A 16209-nucleotide genomic window follows, 5' to 3' on the forward strand; every position below is an offset into this window, starting at 1 on the left:
CCCGATCTGCAGCTCTTCGGTTTGTTCGGATTTCAACGGCTAACATCATAAAACGATCCGCCTAGTTCAGTATTGCCGTCTTATGCTCAGCCAGCAATCGATATGAATCCAACCTGCGCTCATAATCTGGTCCTGACGTAACCAGAAGCAACATCTTCGTATCCAGCCTGCGACTCACCTGTTGCAATCGAGCCCATACCTGCTCAGGTGTACCTGCATAGTGCCGTACCGATTCATTTTGATCACTAACGGCTTCATCATTCGTATTAGAGACCGCGATACCAATTGAATTCGGCTCGGTTGAACGTTCTTTCCCATTTGCCTCGCGTCTCTCCGCCATGTCACGACTCCAGGCCATAGCATCCGTCTCTGAATCGGCACACAATACGCTGACTGCCACCATAACCTCAGGCTCCTTCATAGTTACACTAGGAATAAATCCTTCTCGGTATCGCCTTACAGCCTCTGTACCATCGGCATCACTCATGAATTGACCAAATACATATCCCATGCCAAACCGTGCCGCAAATTCTGCACTCTTCACGTTTGTTCCCAACATCCAGAGTGATAACGGAAGCTTGGGAATCGGACGAGCTGTCACGGGATGATCCTCGTACATGTAGCGGTCTTCGAGCAATTCTGTGAGTGCTGCAAGCGATTCAGGCAGCTTGGTCACATGCTGCAAGTAATTGCCACTGAGTGCCATCGTGGCATGAGGTCCACCGCCAGGAGCACGTCCGAGCCCAAGCTCAATGCGCCCCGGATAGAGCGCAGCCAGCAGGCGGAACGACTCCGCAACCTTGAGCGGGCTATAATGCGGCAACAAGACCGCACCAGAGCCAAGTTGGATCGTTGTTGTCCTTGCTCCGATGTGCGATAACAGTACTTCGGGAGAGGCCGATGCCAGTTCAGCCATATCATGATGCTCTGACGTCCAGTATCGGGCGTATCCCCAAGCCTCGGCATGTTGCGCAAGTGTCACCGATTGTTGAAGCGCCTGTTCCGCTGTGGCATCGTTCAACCTTGGCACAAGGTCAAGTACGCCCAGACTGAACGTCTCACTCATTCGCTTAGCCACGCGTCTCATCTCCCTTTATATCGGTTAGTTTTAATCCAGATCGTAGATGGAACCCACCTTCAGACCGTATAGTTCATTATATATTTTCTCGGCAAATGCATCCGTCATTCCTGCGATGTAATCGATAACCATGTGTTCCCAAGTCCAGATCGGCTGGGCTTTGGCTTGATCCTTCTCATATCGCTGCAGCCAGTCGGATGGAATAATGGATTTGGACGTTTCCGGATCCAGGAATGCATCCCATAATCGCTTAATCATCCACTCACTGCGCTTCTGTAGCCGCTGCACACGCAGGTCACGAATCATGGTTACCCAGGCAAAACTCTTGAGCACACTCACCGTACGCAGCATATCAAGGTCTTCAGCCCCTTCACGGACAAAAGTTACCTTCTTCCAGTCACCGTCGTCAATAACGCCCAGGCTTCCTACAAAAAAGCTCACCCAGTAGGCTTTCACTTCACGACGAGTACGCGAGTAATCATGCTCGCAAAATGGCATCTTCTCATTCCAGATGCGCAGGAACGAAGCGAGGACCTCTTCTACCTTTTGCCCAATCGCTTCTCGGGTCCATCCGTTCCAGAACAGATCCTCCAGCGTTGTAATTTTATCCACAATCAGTCGATTCACATGCGGATCTTGCAGGAAATGCTCATGGACTTCAATTTTGCCTGCTTTGATGCCATCCTCCAAGTCATGTGAGGAGTACGCAATATCGTCGCAAAGGTCCATCAGCTGTGCTTCCAGCGTCTTCTTGCCTGCCGGCACGTTCCAGCGATCACGGATCTCCCGAATATATTGCCACTCATGATGATACATGCCTTTTTTGCTCTCTGTCCCAGGGTACGGATACTTGTTTATCCCTAGTAATACCGCATCAGACAGATTCAGTCCATCGATATCTTCACGTTTCTCCAAGTGCATAATGAGACGGAAGTTGTGCGCATTGCCTTCAAAATGCTCGTATTTCCGTTTTAACTCGGCACGGACTTCAGACTCGACCTTGGGAACTTTGGCGCTGCGGCTTTTTTTCATGATTTTCTTAGCCTCGGTGTTGATGAGGTCATCCAGAATACCATCTAATACTTCTTCACCTTTATGTCCAAACGGCGGGTGACCAAAATCATGTGCGATTGCAGCGCACTCCACCACTTCTGAATCAATAATAAGGCCGGGGTTGTCCGCGCGGTCCCAGTCTACCTCTGGAAAACGGCGAATCAGACTTCGGGCAGCCTCTCGTGCAATCTGTGCCACCTCCAGGGAATGGGTCAAGCGAGTACGATAATAATCACCCGTTCCTGCGCCAAACACCTGCGATTTGCCCTGTAACCGACGGAAGGTCGGTGAATGAATGAGTCTCGAATAGTCCCGTTCATACGCTGCACGAGATCCATCCAATTTGGTTAATTCAGGATATTGTCTATGTTCTCTCAGATCGTTCCATTGCATGGGGATCACTCCTAGCCGACTGTCTCTATTTTGAGTGATTATACACAACATCTGTGGTTTCGAAAAGTAAAACCTGTCTGCGATTGTCATCTCTTCTTACATCAACTTGTAATGAACAGTCATCTTCTCTTATTATACCCTGCCAGACTATCATCCGTGCATCTAAATGACAATGATTCATATTGAACTCACACTATCGTGACTAATGATGAAAAAAAGTGACTTATACAGTTTGCGTGGCCGTTCCGGTTACGGATCGTTCTTATGATCGCTGTTGTCTCCAGGTTTTCTGAATTCCCTTTACTAGGGAAAAACCCGGAGACAAAGGCGAACGCTTTGCTTCTTCAGAATCGATTCCGTCCCCTTCACTACTTTTACTGTCATTTAAATACAATAATGGTATTCACCAGTTATCTCGCTAAAATTGAGTGAAGATCAAGTTCAACTTATAATATCATCATTTGCTTCAATGATAGTCTGCCTCCCCTGCACCCTCCCCGTTGTGGGTAAAAAACAAAAACCGACAGGACGGAAATGCCCTGTCGGATGAATATGGTGGATGCAGCGTCGCGATTTAGCTACTAAACTTAATGTTCACGCAGTCTACTCTTGAAGCTACATGAACTTTTGCATCAAGGATATTATCGCACCCTTGTACGAAGGATTTTTACACCATAACCTTACAGATATCGTTGGTGAATTCTACTGGATCTTGAATTGGCAATCCCTCGATCAGCAATGCCTGATGGTACAACAGGCTTGTGTAAAGGTTCAGCTTTTCCTGATCCTGCGCGAAAGCGTCTTTCAACGATTTGAAGACATCGTGATTTACGTTGATTTCGAGCACTTTGTCGGCTTGTACGTTTTCGCTGTTCGGCATAGCTTTCAGGATTTTCTCCATTTCAATCGTCAGCTCACCTTCGGTGGACAAACATACCGGGTGGCTTCTGAGGCGTTTGGAAGCTTTAACCGCTTTGACTTTACCCGCCAATTGAGCTTGCATTGCTTCAAACAACTCTTTGTTGTCGTTGTCCTGCGCGTCCGTTTCTTCTTTGTCCGCGCTATCTTCGATACCCAGGTCACCACTGGAGATGGATTTGAATTCTTTCTCCTTGTAGTTCGTGATCATCTTGATTGCGAACTCGTCGATGTCATCGGTAAAGTACAATACTTCGTACCCTTTCTCAAGAACACCCTCGATCTGTGGCAGCTTCTCAATACGGCTAATCGATTCACCAGATGCATAGTAGATGTACTTCTGATCTTCCGGCATTCTGGAGACGTATTCGTCCAGGCTCACGAGTTTACTCTCTTTGGAAGACGTGAACAACAGCAGATCCTGCAATGTATCCTTGTTCACACCATAGTCGCTGTATACGCCGTATTTCAACTGACGTCCAAACGCTTGGTAGAACTTCTCGTAGTTCTCACGCTCGTCCTTCAGCAGGCTTTGCAGTTGGCTCTTGATTTTGTTCTTGATGTTCTTCGCGATCAGGCTAAGCTGACGGTCATGTTGCAACATCTCACGGGAAATGTTCAGGGACAGGTCTTCCGAATCCACCATACCTTTAACAAATCCAAAGTAATCTGGCAACAGATCCCCGCATTTATCCATGATCAATACACCGTTGGAGTAAAGCTCGAGGCCTTTTTCATACTCTTTGGTATAGTAGTCAAACGGTGTGTTCTCCGGAATAAACAGGATCGCATTGTATACCACTGCGCCATCTGCGCTGATGTGCAGGTGTTTGAGCGGTTTGTCAAAACCGTAGCGTTTTTCCATATAGAAGTTATTGTAGTCTTCTTCGGTCAGTTCGCTTTTATTTTTACGCCAGATCGGCACCATGCTGTTCACGGTTTGTTCTTCTTGGTATTCCTCGAACTCGTTCTCTGTGCCCTCTTTCGGACGTTGACCCGTTACATCCATCTTGATCGGGTAGCGAATGAAGTCGGAGTATTTCTTGATGATGGATCTCAGGCGGTACTCTTCCAAAAATTCGTCATACGAATCTTCTTCGGTATTTTCTTTGATCGTCAGAACGATCTCTGTACCTACGGAATCTTTCTCAGCTGGTGTGATCGTGTAACCATCTGCGCCTTCGGACTCCCATTTCCAAGCCTCGTCGCTGCCCAGCGTTTTACTTGTTACGGTCAGCTTGTCCGCCACCATAAATGCCGAGTAGAAACCAACCCCGAATTGTCCAATGATGTTGTGGCCGTCTTTTGCTTCATTTTCTTTCTTGAACGCCAGGGAACCACTCTTCGCAATAACCCCCAGGTTGTTCTCCAGCTCTTCCTGCGTCATACCAATACCGGTATCTGTCAGTGTGAGCGTGCGGTTTTCTTTGTCGATCGTGAGCTTGATGAAGTAGTCCTCTTTGTTGAAAACAAGCGCCTCGTCCGTAAGTGCTCTGTAATAAATTTTATCAATGGCGTCACTGGAGTTGGAGATCAATTCTCTCAAAAAGATTTCTCTTTGGGTGTAAATGGAGTTGATCATCATATCCAGCAAACGTTTGGATTCTGCCTGGAATTCTTTTTTAGCCATGAGTGGTTGGACTCCTTTCAAATTGGATATCGAATGATTCAGTTGAAAATAGAAAGTAATCCTTGAGTTTTTCATGCAAAACTTACGGGTGCCAGAAAATCATTCGAAGCTTACACGCTTGATCATCAGATCCAATAGATTGGCTAATCTTCAAAAATGCATGACGCTCTGCAATGTAGCCGTTCCGGTTACGAATCGTTTTTCGGATCGCTGTTATCCCCGTATTTCTTTGATTCCCTTTTTTAAAAGGGAGAAATCCGGTGATAAAGGCGAACGCTCTGCTTCCTCCAAATCGATTTCGTCCCCTGAACTACTTTCGCATTTGATCAGGAACTTGTTTGAGGATTAGAGCCTTCTATTTAAATGGATTCTGTTGATCAAGCAAACATTTCGCTTCTTCAGATTCTGTTGCTTTCCTTGGCTACGTATGTCCTACTCAGGTTCAAATATCTATTTTCGAAAACAGAATCATTCCATATGTAGGCGTATCGTAAAAACATCATCTGTTAGCACTCTAATGATCGGAGTGCTAAACCCTTCCTTTTATATAACATATGGGAAAATTGGGTGTCAATACGCAGGAGGTTATTTTAACAAAAAGATCGAATAACCCTTCAACTTTTGCATATCACCAATCATTTTAACGTAATCCCGCGGGTAAAACAAAAGCCGCCTCGAACCAAAGTTCGAACCGGCATGGGGAAATACACTTACGGTTAGAATTAGAAACTTTTACTTTTTCGCCATTTTCGGATCAAGGGTATCGCGCAGTCCATCCCCCATGAGGTTGAAGCCGAGAACGGTCAACATAATGGAAACGCCGGGGAAGATCAGTGTCCACGGTGCTTTTTGTATAAATTGACGGGAGTCCGACAGCATTTTACCCCACTCCGGGTCGGGTGGTTGCGCGCCCATGCCTAGAAATCCGAGCGCAGCAGCCTCGATGATTGCCGTCCCAATTCCAAGTGTACCCTGCACGATCAGCGGAGTAAGGCTATTAGGCAAAATGTGGCGAAACAAGATTCGCCCATTGCCCGCTCCAAGTGTCCGTGCCGACGTAATGAATTCCTCCTGTCTCAAGCTGAGTACCCGTGAACGCACCAATCTTCCGTAGGTCGGGATGTTCACGATGGCGATGGCGAGCAGTGCATTTTGCAACGACGGGCCCAATATCGCCACAATGGCGATGGCCAGCAAAATCCCAGGAAATGCGAGCAAAATATCAAATAATCGCGAGATGAGCATGTCCGCCCATTTTCCATAAAATCCTGCAATTAAACCAAGCAACGTGCCCGCGATAATGGAACCAATGACGGAGAAGAACCCCACCCACAAGGAAATACGCGCCCCATGCAGCACTCTGGAAAACACATCACGCCCCAGATCATCGGTACCAAACCAATGCTCTGCCGAAGGGGCCTGAAGCCGATCCACCAGCACCTGTTCCTTGTAATCGTAAGGTGCGATATATGGCGCGAGGAAGGCCAACAGGATAAAAAATACGATAATAATTAGACCTGCAAGCGCAAGCCGATTTCTCCGAAACGTTCTCCACGCTTCCCGCCATGGACCGGATGTGCTCGCCGACGCAGCGTCAATGGATGGTCCGGTATTGGTCGATAATTTGGCCATGCGGCGTCTCCTTTCTTGAACATGAATATAGCAAAAGATCAACGAATTCTATTACACTCAAGCACTACGATTGCAGTACCATCTTCTGATCGCTGTTATCCCCAGATTTTATTGATCCACCTTTTTAAAGGTGAAAAAATGGTGGTAAATGCGCGGCCTATGCTTCCGATGTGGCTTTCTTTCAGAAAATTTTTAACTTCGCTTCTGCAGATTGGTTCTTGATCAATTCCCTATTTATAACTAATCCGAGGATCGAACACGGCGTAAAGTAAGTCCACAATCAAGTTGATCACCACGAAAAAGAACGCTACGATCAGAATGCCACTCTGGATCACCGGATAGTCCCGCGAACTAATCGCTTCATATATATAACGTCCCACGCCCGGCCAGGCAAAGATCGTTTCGGTCAACACCGCCCCCCCGAGCAACGATCCGGTCTGGATGCCGATAACCGTGAGCACGGGAATAAACGCATTTTTGAGCGCATGTCCATATACAACAAAAAACGGCCCCAGTCCCTTCGCCTTTGCTGTACGAATGTAATCGGAACTCATCACTTCCAGCATGCTGGAACGGGTCATCCGGGCAATAACAGCCATTGGAATCGTTCCCAGTGCAACACTTGGCAGAATCAAATGTTTCGTTACGGTCCACAACTGATTCCATTGTCCAGCAATCATCGTATCCAGCACATACAAGCCCGTAATGGCTTCCACCGGATCACGCGCATTCATGCGTCCAATGGATGGCAACCACTGCAACTTGTTCGCGAACAACCATTGTTCCATCAGACCGAGCCAGAAGATCGGCATGGATACACCCACCAAAGCAATGACCATACAGCAATAATCAAACCAGGAGTTGTGCTTCCATGCACTGACAATCCCGGCATTCACCCCAATAATGACAGCAAACAACATACTGGCCATCGTTAATTCAAGGGTTGCTGTCAGATAAGGCACAATTTCCTGGGCAATAGGCACCTTGGTGCGGATGGATGTTCCCAGGTCGCCTTTGAGCAAATCGCCCAAGTAGGCGAAATACTGCTGGAACCAAGGTTTATCCAGACCGAGCTGGTCACGAAGGGCCTGCTTGGATTGTTCGGTTGCCTTTTGCCCAAGTATGGTCTCGGCCGGGTCACCCGGAATGGCGTGGATGATGGAAAAGACAATCAGGGTCATGCCCAGCAGTACGGGCAGCAACACAAGCACACGTTTGACAATATAGCTGTTCAATCCTGTTCACCTGCCTTCGACATATCGTGCAAAAATAAAAAGCGCCGGCAGAAACGCATGCTTTGGATAGTTACGTCCGGATGTGGGTTCTGCCAAGCATTGCGTCTCACCAGCGCTTTGATAGAAAGAATTAAAACGTATTCACTCCGAACTGTAGTGCCATCTTCAGATCGCATTTATCCTGAAATGGATAAGTTCAGCTTACAGCTTACTCAAAATAAGCACCGGCATAGGATTCGGTGCCCAGTGGAGAAGGGACGAAACCTTTCAGATTTGCTTTACCTGCCAGAATTGGCGTCGTGTGTACCAGAGGAATCCACGGTGCGTCTTCCTTGATAATTGCCTGCGCTTGTTTGTAAAGCTCCGCACGTTTCTCCTGATCTGTTTCTTTCTGCGCATCCGTCAGCAACACATGCAACTCTTCGTTTACATAATAACTGCGGTTGTTGCTTGGAATGGCATCTTTATCCAGCAGTGTATACAGGAAGTTATCTGGGTCACCATTGTCACCTGTCCATCCGAGCATGTAAATGTCGTCCTTCTCCCCGGCCTTTGTATCTTCGAGATACGTTGCCCACTCCGGTGATTCGATGGTGACGGTCACTCCGATTTTCTCAAAATCGGCCTGGATCGCCTCGGCCACCTTTTTGCCATCAGGCATATACGGGCGGGATACCGGCATCGCATAGAAGGTTATCGGATCAGGCAACCCGTCAGGGAAGCCTGCTTCGGCCAGTAGAGCTTTTGCTTTTTCCAGATCATATGGGTAATCCTCAATGGTATCGTTGTATCCCCACAGCGTTGGCGGCATAGGGTTGACAGCAGGCTCAGCTTGTCCAGCAAAGAATGCATCAATCAGGGCCTGCTTGTTCACCGCATGGTTGAGGGCTTGTCTGACTTTCACATTATCAAATGGTTTCTTCTTGAAGTTAAAGCCGATATACGCTACGTTGAACGGTGGACGCTCGATCTTCTGCAACTCGCTATTGCCTTCAAGGATGGACAGATCGTCTGGGTTCAGGTCTTCCATGACATCAATCTCGCCGTTTTGCAGGGCATTGAAGCGAGCGGTATTATCCGGAATGGAACGCACGATCACTTTGTTCAGCTTCGGCAGTCCTTCTTTCCAATAATCCGCGTTTTTCTCCAAGGTAATGGAGTCGTTACGCTTCCACTCTTTGAATACAAATGGGCCGGTGCCCACAGGCTCACTCTTGAAGTTTTCTTTTTTCTCCTGAATCGCGGTTGGGCTGGCAATGCCAAATGGCGTCATCGCAATATTTTGCAGGAAAGGTGCTTGTGGCTGGTTCAATGTGAACTCCACCGTAGTCTCGTCCGTCGCCTTCACTTCCTTGATCACACGTCCATCCTCTGGACCAAACATGGAGTCGTAATAATCGAAGGAATCTCCTTCGAATTTATATTCACTCGCCGGATCGCCCCAGCGGTTGAAGTTGAACACAACAGCCTCAGCGTTGAAGTCAGTTCCATCATGGAATTTCACACCGGACTTCAGCTTAAACACATACTTGAGCCCATCCGCCGAAATCTCCCAACTCTCTGCTAGTCCAGGAACGACCTCTGTTCCGCCTTCCTTGTAGTCCAGCAATGAATCAAACACCTGATGCCCAATCTTCAGCGACTCCCCATCTGTTATAATCGCCGGGTCGAGTGCAACGGAATCCCCGCCACGCCCCATAATCATCGTATCTTGCGCTTCTGTCACCTCGGCTGGTGGCTCGCTGCCTTCCGCCGGAGCAGGTGAATTCCCAGCCCCCTCATTGCTCGAACAGCCTGACAACACCAAGACGGTACTCAAAGCCAGAGTCAAAAAACCGGACATCCATTTCTTTCTCATTCGCATACGTACAACACCCTTCCCTGTCTCATAATGTGTGTGATGCTGGCATGAAAGATCTCCAATGTTGGCAATCGATTTGGTGCTATGTATCATATAAAAGGCTTTAAATGCCTGCGATACCTGAATTAAAGTTCTGGGAAAAGTAAGGCATGTGTATAAAATGTAAAAACAGCATCGGATATGTATGGAGTACAGGTAAATATCAGATCATCGTGCACAGGATTGAGGACGTTGGTTGATTACTTTTATAGAAAAAGAAAAAGGTTCTACAACGTATCTTGTGAGATGAATCTATGAAATTGAATGAAATTGTTGCGTTTTATTTGAACTTAGGTCAATAAGCAACAGTGAACGGTTATGGACTGGTAAGAGCAGGTTTAAGTTGGTAGATCGAAAATACAGATGGGCATATGGATACTACGCTGCTGGCTACGCAATAAAGTCTGTTCCTTGAGCGTGTCGTGTTGAGCATGGAGTGTGGAGACCGGATTAGGTATCGTTATCGTTCGTTAGCAATACGGATGAAAGAAACTCAACATAGGCTAGGTTGTTTGATGAATCGTGTAAGTTGTTAAATCGGTGGCTTTATCTTGCAGATTGGATGTGTAAAACGTATGAGCGAGTCATCTTGAGATGTTGGATTGTACAACAGGGAGACATTACAATAACTTCATATGTTATGGTTTTGTCATGATGAGGAGGATTGTGTAAATAAACTGTGGTGAAAAACAATTTCGTGTAACTTACTTTACATCACATTAATCAATTAGACAAGAGATTTACAGACATAAGTCTTCAACTTTATTATATGCGTTAATATTACTTACACAAAACACAAAAAAGGAACACAGTTCGACAAAAAACGTCTCGTGTTCCTTCTCCACTCAATCCACATTCAGATAAAATCAACATTATAATTTGCTAAGAATCAGCTCACTTTTTAAACAAACCTCTGCGATGCATCACGGTAATAAAACGGTAAAAATCATAACTCGCCCCATTATCGATGCTGAACAATGGATTTTTGGTGTCATATGCCAGTGCTGCATCCACAGCTGCTTTTGCCCATACTGGAACTTCCATTTGCTGACGCGCCTGCAGTTTGTCGACCTGGGATTTGAGTGCATCAAACGCTGCTTTCTCTTCGGCTGTCATCGGTTCGCCCCCTTTCGGTGGTACGGTTGGTGGATTCGGATTACTTGGATTCGTGGGATTAGATGGCTCCGGTGGTTTTGGAGTAGCTGCTGCGTATCTTGCTCTGAGTTGTGCCGCTGTTCCCTCGAATTCATTCATATCCACGTTGCCACTAATGCCATTCACCTTGCCCGAATCCGTATACTGCCAGAACGTCCAACGCTTCCATGCCGGCTGGTCTTCCGGTACACGGGTGTTGCTGTAACGAGCGATCCACAGATCGTATGAGCTGAGTGATGTGTCAAAATTCCCGGCAAATGAATTGCCTGTGTATATGATCGGTTTTACACCTGTCAGACGTTGTAATTCGGTTAAAAAAGCTTTGGCAACTGTATTCATCTGCGCTTTGCTCAGGTTGCCGGGGTTGTTCTCGTAGTCCATGACGGGTGGCAGTTGTAACGCTTTGGCGCCCCCAACTTTGTTAAGTGTGTTAGCATAATGCACCGCTTCTGCCTTGGCACCATCGGTAGATGTCGCGCGGAAGAAGTGATACGTTCCCACCATCAAGCCCGCCGCCAGTGCTCCTATTACATTTTTCTGGTAATTCGGATCGGTATATGTCTGTCCCTCAGTCGCCTTGATGAATACAAATGTCATGCCACTTGCCTTCACCTTCGCCCAGTCAATATTGCCCTGATACCGGGAGACGTCAATGCCCTGTGTGTTGCTCGAACTTCTCGTTTGCATGTTTCTCACACCCTTTATGCGGCAAATTGCCGTTTGTATATAGTTAATGCGGTTGGATCAGGGGTTGCTTGTGTGCATGTCCCTGATATGTTGAGTTATGTGTAGATTCACGTGCTAACTTGCTATAGTCGCATTACTTCTTACTATCTCCAGCCTGTGAATCTATGTCATCCGGGTCTGCCTGTGAAAAAGAGTCTTTGGCACTTGGGGAGAAGTTACCGGGGAGTTCCCCTGTCCCCCCTTTACCCTTGAGCACTTCAATGGCTTGCCGAATCACCGGCGGAATGGGAGCGCCCAACTTGCCCCCGTTCTCGATAATGGACAACAACTCATTTGCGATATAAAAAAAGGCGACCGCATCCCTGAACAAATGTCCGTCTCCCAGAACACCGTCCACCAGATGAGCCACCGATACCATTGCAAATATAAATACCTTTCGGGCGATGCCGAACATCCCAACATTACTCTCTAACTTGCCACTCATACCCGCCGCCGCGATTCCAGTTAGGTAGTCGAGGATGACGAATACGAGCAATACTCCCAGGACGCCTGACCATCCTCCAAAGAAGTAGGTTACAGAGCTGCTCATGAGTGCAATTCCCCATTTCCATAGGGTGTCCCATCTTTCCATGATTTCACCTCCCTTGTCATTCACATCAATTTAAGACACAGAACTTAAATTTGGGACTGACTCATGAGTATTACTTAAGTGAGTACCTAACACAATTCTGCGCTCAAAGATTTATCACAAGATTATTAACTCTACCGTGTATCAAAATCCCATAACCGTCGAATCCGTCATTTACCTCTTTGCAGTAGATTCTGATAAGTCAGAAAACTGCCCGGCCAAAGACGAATAAGGATATTTAGCGCTTAAAAACTACTCTATTAAATATGACCTTCACCCCTTTTTAGAAGAAAAGTCCTCTGACCACTTCATAGGGCTATTTGGTACACATTAATACTTATTATAATTAGTACTTCTCTGCCTTGTTACTCAAAAAATGAGCTATCCCGTTTTTGAAGGTTAAGGCTTCAATCACATTCATACACTTTTAGAACAAGCATACTGAGGCTTACTCCCCATAGAGCAGTAAAATTTCCAAAGGCATTCCTTAATAAAATTCAATAACGGTTAGACCTTCAAACCGAGACATTACACGACTATTGATGTTAGGCGTACCACCACCGGAGTTCATCTTTACGCCTACAAGTGAGAGTCGAACCCAAGTTGGCTTCGCCTCTGTCAGCTTTGCGGTGTATGTGTCGTTATTGACCATATAAGTAATATTTCCACCTGTGGTCATATCAACTTCGATGTTACCAATTCGTAGTTTTCTCGTTTCCCACATGCTAGTAGCACTTTGGAATGTATTTGGTAGTATTAGGGACTGCCCAGGTGTTTGTATGGCGAGTTGAACATATACTTGATCACCAGAACCTGCATTGATAGCCGCGATATAGTTCTTTTCTACGTCGTACCATTTGAAAGTTAGGATACTTCGCTTAGTTGGGTTTAGCTCAAGTATAGTTGTATACTTGTAATCCGTACCTGAATTGGAAGCCTCATTAATTTGTTTGGTAAATGTAGTGTATTCGGTGATTTTATTGGGAACTAGGGAACCAGAAACTCCATAGATTGATTTATTCACTACGATGTTGGAACTTACTAAGTTAGGTTCTCCATGAACGATGATATCGCCACCGTATATGCCTGCTGGTCTCGTTTCAGCGCTGACGCCCGGTGTGATCGTCAGAGGCCCAGTCGTTCTTTCTGGCAGAGTACCCAAAATATCTGTTTTGTCCGAATTAGAAAAACTTTTACCAGCCCTTACATCAGATGGACTAGCATCACCTACAGCTCGTAAAACTTCTTTCATTTTCGAGATAAGCTGTTCCCATTTTTCACTGGTGGATGCGGATATACCTATGGAGCTAAGCGCGGCAACCACTTCCGCTTTCCGCTCAACTCCAGCTTGAAAAGCCAGTCCTACCGCTTTCTCAGTAGCAGCAACATCTTCTCTATCGCCGTCTGTTTTGTTAGACAACTGCACCTTCCCCTTCTGTGTCAAAGACGCATCAGGAACATCTATCTCCCCTACCGCTTCACGAAGTTCCTCTAAATCTTGCTTAGTCGCTACACCCTCATCAACCTTCTCCCAGTTCTGATCCAGATACTTGTCCAGATCAAAATAGGTCGTCGATGGCGAGGAACGGTCAATCTTGTTCAATCCCAAATTCGGTGTTTTTGGTTCATTCATTTATGCTCCACCTCCTGCAAATTTATCCTGTCGGGTCTGTTCGATCTCATCCAGCGTCATGCTTTCAACCTCCGCAATCGTCAAATACCGCAGACGATAGTCCACGGTCATATGTGCTGGTTTAATATCCTCAATCGCTGCCTTCAGATCGTCCAGATTGGGCGGCAAGCCCCAAGTGTCGATGAAGCGAATTCGGATCAAGTATTCCTCGGGCGACACGGATACATCAATCCCACCGCTTTCGTAGGCCTGCGCCACGTTTTTGAGCATGGAACCAGAGACTTTGCCGCTGCCGCGCATTTTTGAGATGATCACGGATCTCCGCTGGTCGTCTGGCTTGGCTTGATTCGTCGGAATCTGCAAATCCCTCTCATAACGTTCCAATGCCCAGGTCGCAGACTCCGGGTAGAATTGATCCAGCACACTTTCCAAACCCACCGTAAGCTTGTCCAGCTCTACACCTTCGGTCTCCGTGAGAAGCTGCATCTCCAGCACATTTTCATACAATGGGGGCAAAAGAGTCATTAATACCTCTGCTTTACTCATGTCACCTTCACCGTCCCAAGAACAGCTACTGCGCCGGGAGCGATCTCCAGATTAGACATACCAGCATTCACCAGCAGATCGCTATAGTCGATCACAGGCGGTATATCCAGAATGACATTGGCAATACGTGTCCAACGAACCAACGGATCGGCAAAAGCCAGTTCTTTCAGATACGCCGTAACTCCCGTTTCAATCAGTGTCTTCACGCCCTCGTACGTTGAACCAGAAGCAAGCGTGACCTGTACCTCCACATCAATAGGTACTTCTTCTGCTCCCACCACCGTAACCACAGGTCCGATTGGAGCAGCACCTTCGCCCATTCCATCCTGGGTTGGATCGATATACTCCTGCACCGCCTTAATGACCGCATCAGCAGGTGTTTGCATTTCATTATTCAGCAATGCCACTTTGACTGTACCTGGACCATCCCACAGTGGAAAAGCCTTTGCTTTGCCCACACCGGAGTTTTCCCGTGCCCATAACTCATACTGATATTTGTTGGCACTCGTAACCGGACGGGAAACTTTGTCCTGATAGCGATCATATAAGGCCTGATCCGTTTCCTCGTCTTCGCCAGGAACCAGCAACTGTGTCAATTCAGCCGTCGTCAAGCCAGCAATATAATCGATAGGCAGCAGCGCCCCCGTATATTCATTTCCTTCCGCTCCCGCGACCTCACATTCCAACACATATCGTCCTGCCGCGATGCGCTCCACAATAACGTACACCCGATCCCCCGTGGAAAAACGACTCTCCAAAGGAACCTCAATAGGCTTACCTTCGTTATCCCGAAAACTGCCAACCCAACGTGCCTTCGTGGCCGCTTTCCGACTAATGCCCGACCAAGCCACTGCCCGATCTAAGTACTCTCCAGAAGCTGTATCCGCAAACTTCAGATTAGCGTTCACATCCAGCTCGATATACATCTGAGCCATTTCCACAGCCGCTGGCGCAAGCGCATCATAGATAATGCTGCCTTCACGTTTATCCACACCATCCGGTACCCTGTCCAGCATTCGGTTTAAAATGACTTCAAACGTCTGCTCATCATACATTCATGTTCACCTCCGTCTCTTCCCTGAAGCTGCCAAAATCTGTTTCCACGGTAAAAGAAACCCGTACCCTGTCAGCCTCGTGGACAAAATCGAACTCCGTTACATCCGATATACGATCATCCGGAAGCAATGCTTCGCGAATCCAGCGTTCCAGTTCCGATTCAACCATGGATCTCCCGGCCATTCCTTCCCAGGACCATTCCATGCCGTAATCCGAAGAATAGATTAGATGCTCGTAGCGGCGTGTAGACAACGCTTTATACACCGCCTGTTTTACCGCATCTTTTCCTTCCAATTGCAACCTTCCAATTCGTTGTACCGAAGCTTGAAATACATACGTCAGACTTGGAAGCACAGCAGCTTCTTCCAGATCTTCTGCACTAATCTGCGCACCCTGTGGAATCATGGATTCACCAGCCGATCCAGCACGACAAAGCTGTCTCCACCTTGAACACGTAATAACAAGACATGGTCCCCCACGGTCCAAGTTTTGTTCACTACGGATTCTGGCAGTACCAGGAAAGGTTCAGCCAATGCCAGCCGTTGTTCAACGGTAATCTCCAGAGGCTGGGTGTTTGTCACGCTTCCGTACATTACCTGAACGGGAGACTTGGCATCTACAGCGGCCACCGCCGCCTTTTTAATCACGTCCAGCATCATTTATCG

The 16209-nt window shown here is 47.1% G+C and carries 13 protein-coding genes; all 13 read right to left on the reverse strand.

What is annotated here, in order from left to right; genetic code table 11:
- Positions 1 to 61: 61 nt before the first annotated feature.
- Complete coding sequence (locus ACDJ59_RS19595) at positions 62 to 1087, reverse strand: MsnO8 family LLM class oxidoreductase (protein WP_413405069.1); 1026 nt, start codon at positions 1085 to 1087, stop codon at positions 62 to 64.
- 21 nt (positions 1088 to 1108) lie between these two features.
- Positions 1109 to 2524: a deoxyguanosinetriphosphate triphosphohydrolase family protein gene (locus ACDJ59_RS19600; protein ID WP_076209597.1), complete on the reverse strand. Its 1416-nt coding sequence runs from the start codon at positions 2522 to 2524 to the stop codon at positions 1109 to 1111.
- Between the two features lie 667 nt (positions 2525 to 3191).
- Positions 3192 to 5072 (reverse strand): molecular chaperone HtpG, encoded by a 1881-nt coding sequence (htpG, locus tag ACDJ59_RS19605; RefSeq protein WP_413405071.1) that lies wholly within the window; start codon positions 5070 to 5072, stop codon positions 3192 to 3194.
- Positions 5073 to 5804: 732 nt separating this feature from the next.
- Complete coding sequence (nikC, locus tag ACDJ59_RS19610; RefSeq protein WP_074093899.1) at positions 5805 to 6704, reverse strand: nickel transporter permease; 900 nt, start codon at positions 6702 to 6704, stop codon at positions 5805 to 5807.
- A 230-nt stretch (positions 6705 to 6934) separates the two neighbouring features.
- Complete coding sequence (locus tag ACDJ59_RS19615) at positions 6935 to 7939, reverse strand: ABC transporter permease (RefSeq protein WP_017690144.1); 1005 nt, start codon at positions 7937 to 7939, stop codon at positions 6935 to 6937.
- 208 nt (positions 7940 to 8147) lie between these two features.
- Entirely contained in the window at positions 8148 to 9797 is a 1650-nt protein-coding gene (locus tag ACDJ59_RS19620) for an ABC transporter substrate-binding protein (protein ID WP_413405073.1), read from the reverse strand.
- 936 nt (positions 9798 to 10733) lie between these two features.
- Positions 10734 to 11681 (reverse strand): glycoside hydrolase family 25 protein, encoded by a 948-nt coding sequence (locus tag ACDJ59_RS19625; RefSeq protein WP_413405075.1) that lies wholly within the window; start codon positions 11679 to 11681, stop codon positions 10734 to 10736.
- Positions 11682 to 11814: 133 nt separating this feature from the next.
- A complete protein-coding gene (locus tag ACDJ59_RS19630; protein ID WP_221819101.1) occupies positions 11815 to 12312 on the reverse strand; it encodes a holin family protein in 498 nt (165 codons plus the stop codon).
- Positions 12313 to 12796: 484 nt separating this feature from the next.
- Complete coding sequence (locus ACDJ59_RS19635) at positions 12797 to 13942, reverse strand: tail fiber protein (RefSeq protein ID WP_413405078.1); 1146 nt, start codon at positions 13940 to 13942, stop codon at positions 12797 to 12799.
- Entirely contained in the window at positions 13943 to 14488 is a 546-nt protein-coding gene (locus ACDJ59_RS19640) for a putative phage tail protein (RefSeq protein ID WP_413405080.1), read from the reverse strand.
- Positions 14485 to 15543: a baseplate J/gp47 family protein gene (locus tag ACDJ59_RS19645; protein ID WP_413405082.1), complete on the reverse strand. Its 1059-nt coding sequence runs from the start codon at positions 15541 to 15543 to the stop codon at positions 14485 to 14487. The genes ACDJ59_RS19640 and ACDJ59_RS19645 overlap by 4 nt, the downstream gene beginning before the upstream one ends.
- Positions 15536 to 15949 (reverse strand): DUF2634 domain-containing protein, encoded by a 414-nt coding sequence (locus ACDJ59_RS19650; protein WP_413405085.1) that lies wholly within the window; start codon positions 15947 to 15949, stop codon positions 15536 to 15538. Before ACDJ59_RS19650 ends, ACDJ59_RS19645 begins: the two co-directional genes overlap by 8 nt.
- The gene (locus ACDJ59_RS19655) at positions 15946 to 16203 is read right to left on the reverse strand and encodes a DUF2577 family protein (RefSeq protein ID WP_017690156.1); all 258 of its coding nucleotides are present in this window, start codon (positions 16201 to 16203) and stop codon (positions 15946 to 15948) included. Before ACDJ59_RS19655 ends, ACDJ59_RS19650 begins: the two co-directional genes overlap by 4 nt.
- Positions 16204 to 16209: the final 6 nt, after the last annotated feature.

It is taken from the genome of Paenibacillus amylolyticus (assembly GCF_047302515.1).
GTDB lineage: Bacteria > Bacillota > Bacilli > Paenibacillales > Paenibacillaceae > Paenibacillus > Paenibacillus amylolyticus_G.

Excerpts from the sequence above, each read along its gene's own strand:
- ACDJ59_RS19595 (WP_413405069.1), bottom strand. The coding sequence starts at position 1,087 with ATGAGACGCGTGGCTAAGCGAATGAGTGAGACGTTCAGTCTGGGCGTA.
- ACDJ59_RS19600 (WP_076209597.1), bottom strand. The coding sequence starts at position 2,524 with ATGCAATGGAACGATCTGAGAGAACATAGACAATATCCTGAATTAACC.
- htpG (WP_413405071.1), bottom strand. The coding sequence starts at position 5,072 with ATGGCTAAAAAAGAATTCCAGGCAGAATCCAAACGTTTGCTGGATATG.
- nikC (WP_074093899.1), bottom strand. The coding sequence starts at position 6,704 with ATGGCCAAATTATCGACCAATACCGGACCATCCATTGACGCTGCGTCG.
- ACDJ59_RS19620 (WP_413405073.1), bottom strand. The coding sequence starts at position 9,797 with ATGAGAAAGAAATGGATGTCCGGTTTTTTGACTCTGGCTTTGAGTACC.
- ACDJ59_RS19625 (WP_413405075.1), bottom strand. The coding sequence starts at position 11,681 with ATGCAAACGAGAAGTTCGAGCAACACACAGGGCATTGACGTCTCCCGG.
- ACDJ59_RS19630 (WP_221819101.1), bottom strand. The coding sequence starts at position 12,312 with ATGGAAAGATGGGACACCCTATGGAAATGGGGAATTGCACTCATGAGC.
- ACDJ59_RS19635 (WP_413405078.1), bottom strand. The coding sequence starts at position 13,942 with ATGAATGAACCAAAAACACCGAATTTGGGATTGAACAAGATTGACCGT.
- ACDJ59_RS19640 (WP_413405080.1), bottom strand. The coding sequence starts at position 14,488 with ATGAGTAAAGCAGAGGTATTAATGACTCTTTTGCCCCCATTGTATGAA.
- ACDJ59_RS19645 (WP_413405082.1), bottom strand. The coding sequence starts at position 15,543 with ATGTATGATGAGCAGACGTTTGAAGTCATTTTAAACCGAATGCTGGAC.
- ACDJ59_RS19650 (WP_413405085.1), bottom strand. The coding sequence starts at position 15,949 with ATGATTCCACAGGGTGCGCAGATTAGTGCAGAAGATCTGGAAGAAGCT.
- ACDJ59_RS19655 (WP_017690156.1), bottom strand. The coding sequence starts at position 16,203 with ATGATGCTGGACGTGATTAAAAAGGCGGCGGTGGCCGCTGTAGATGCC.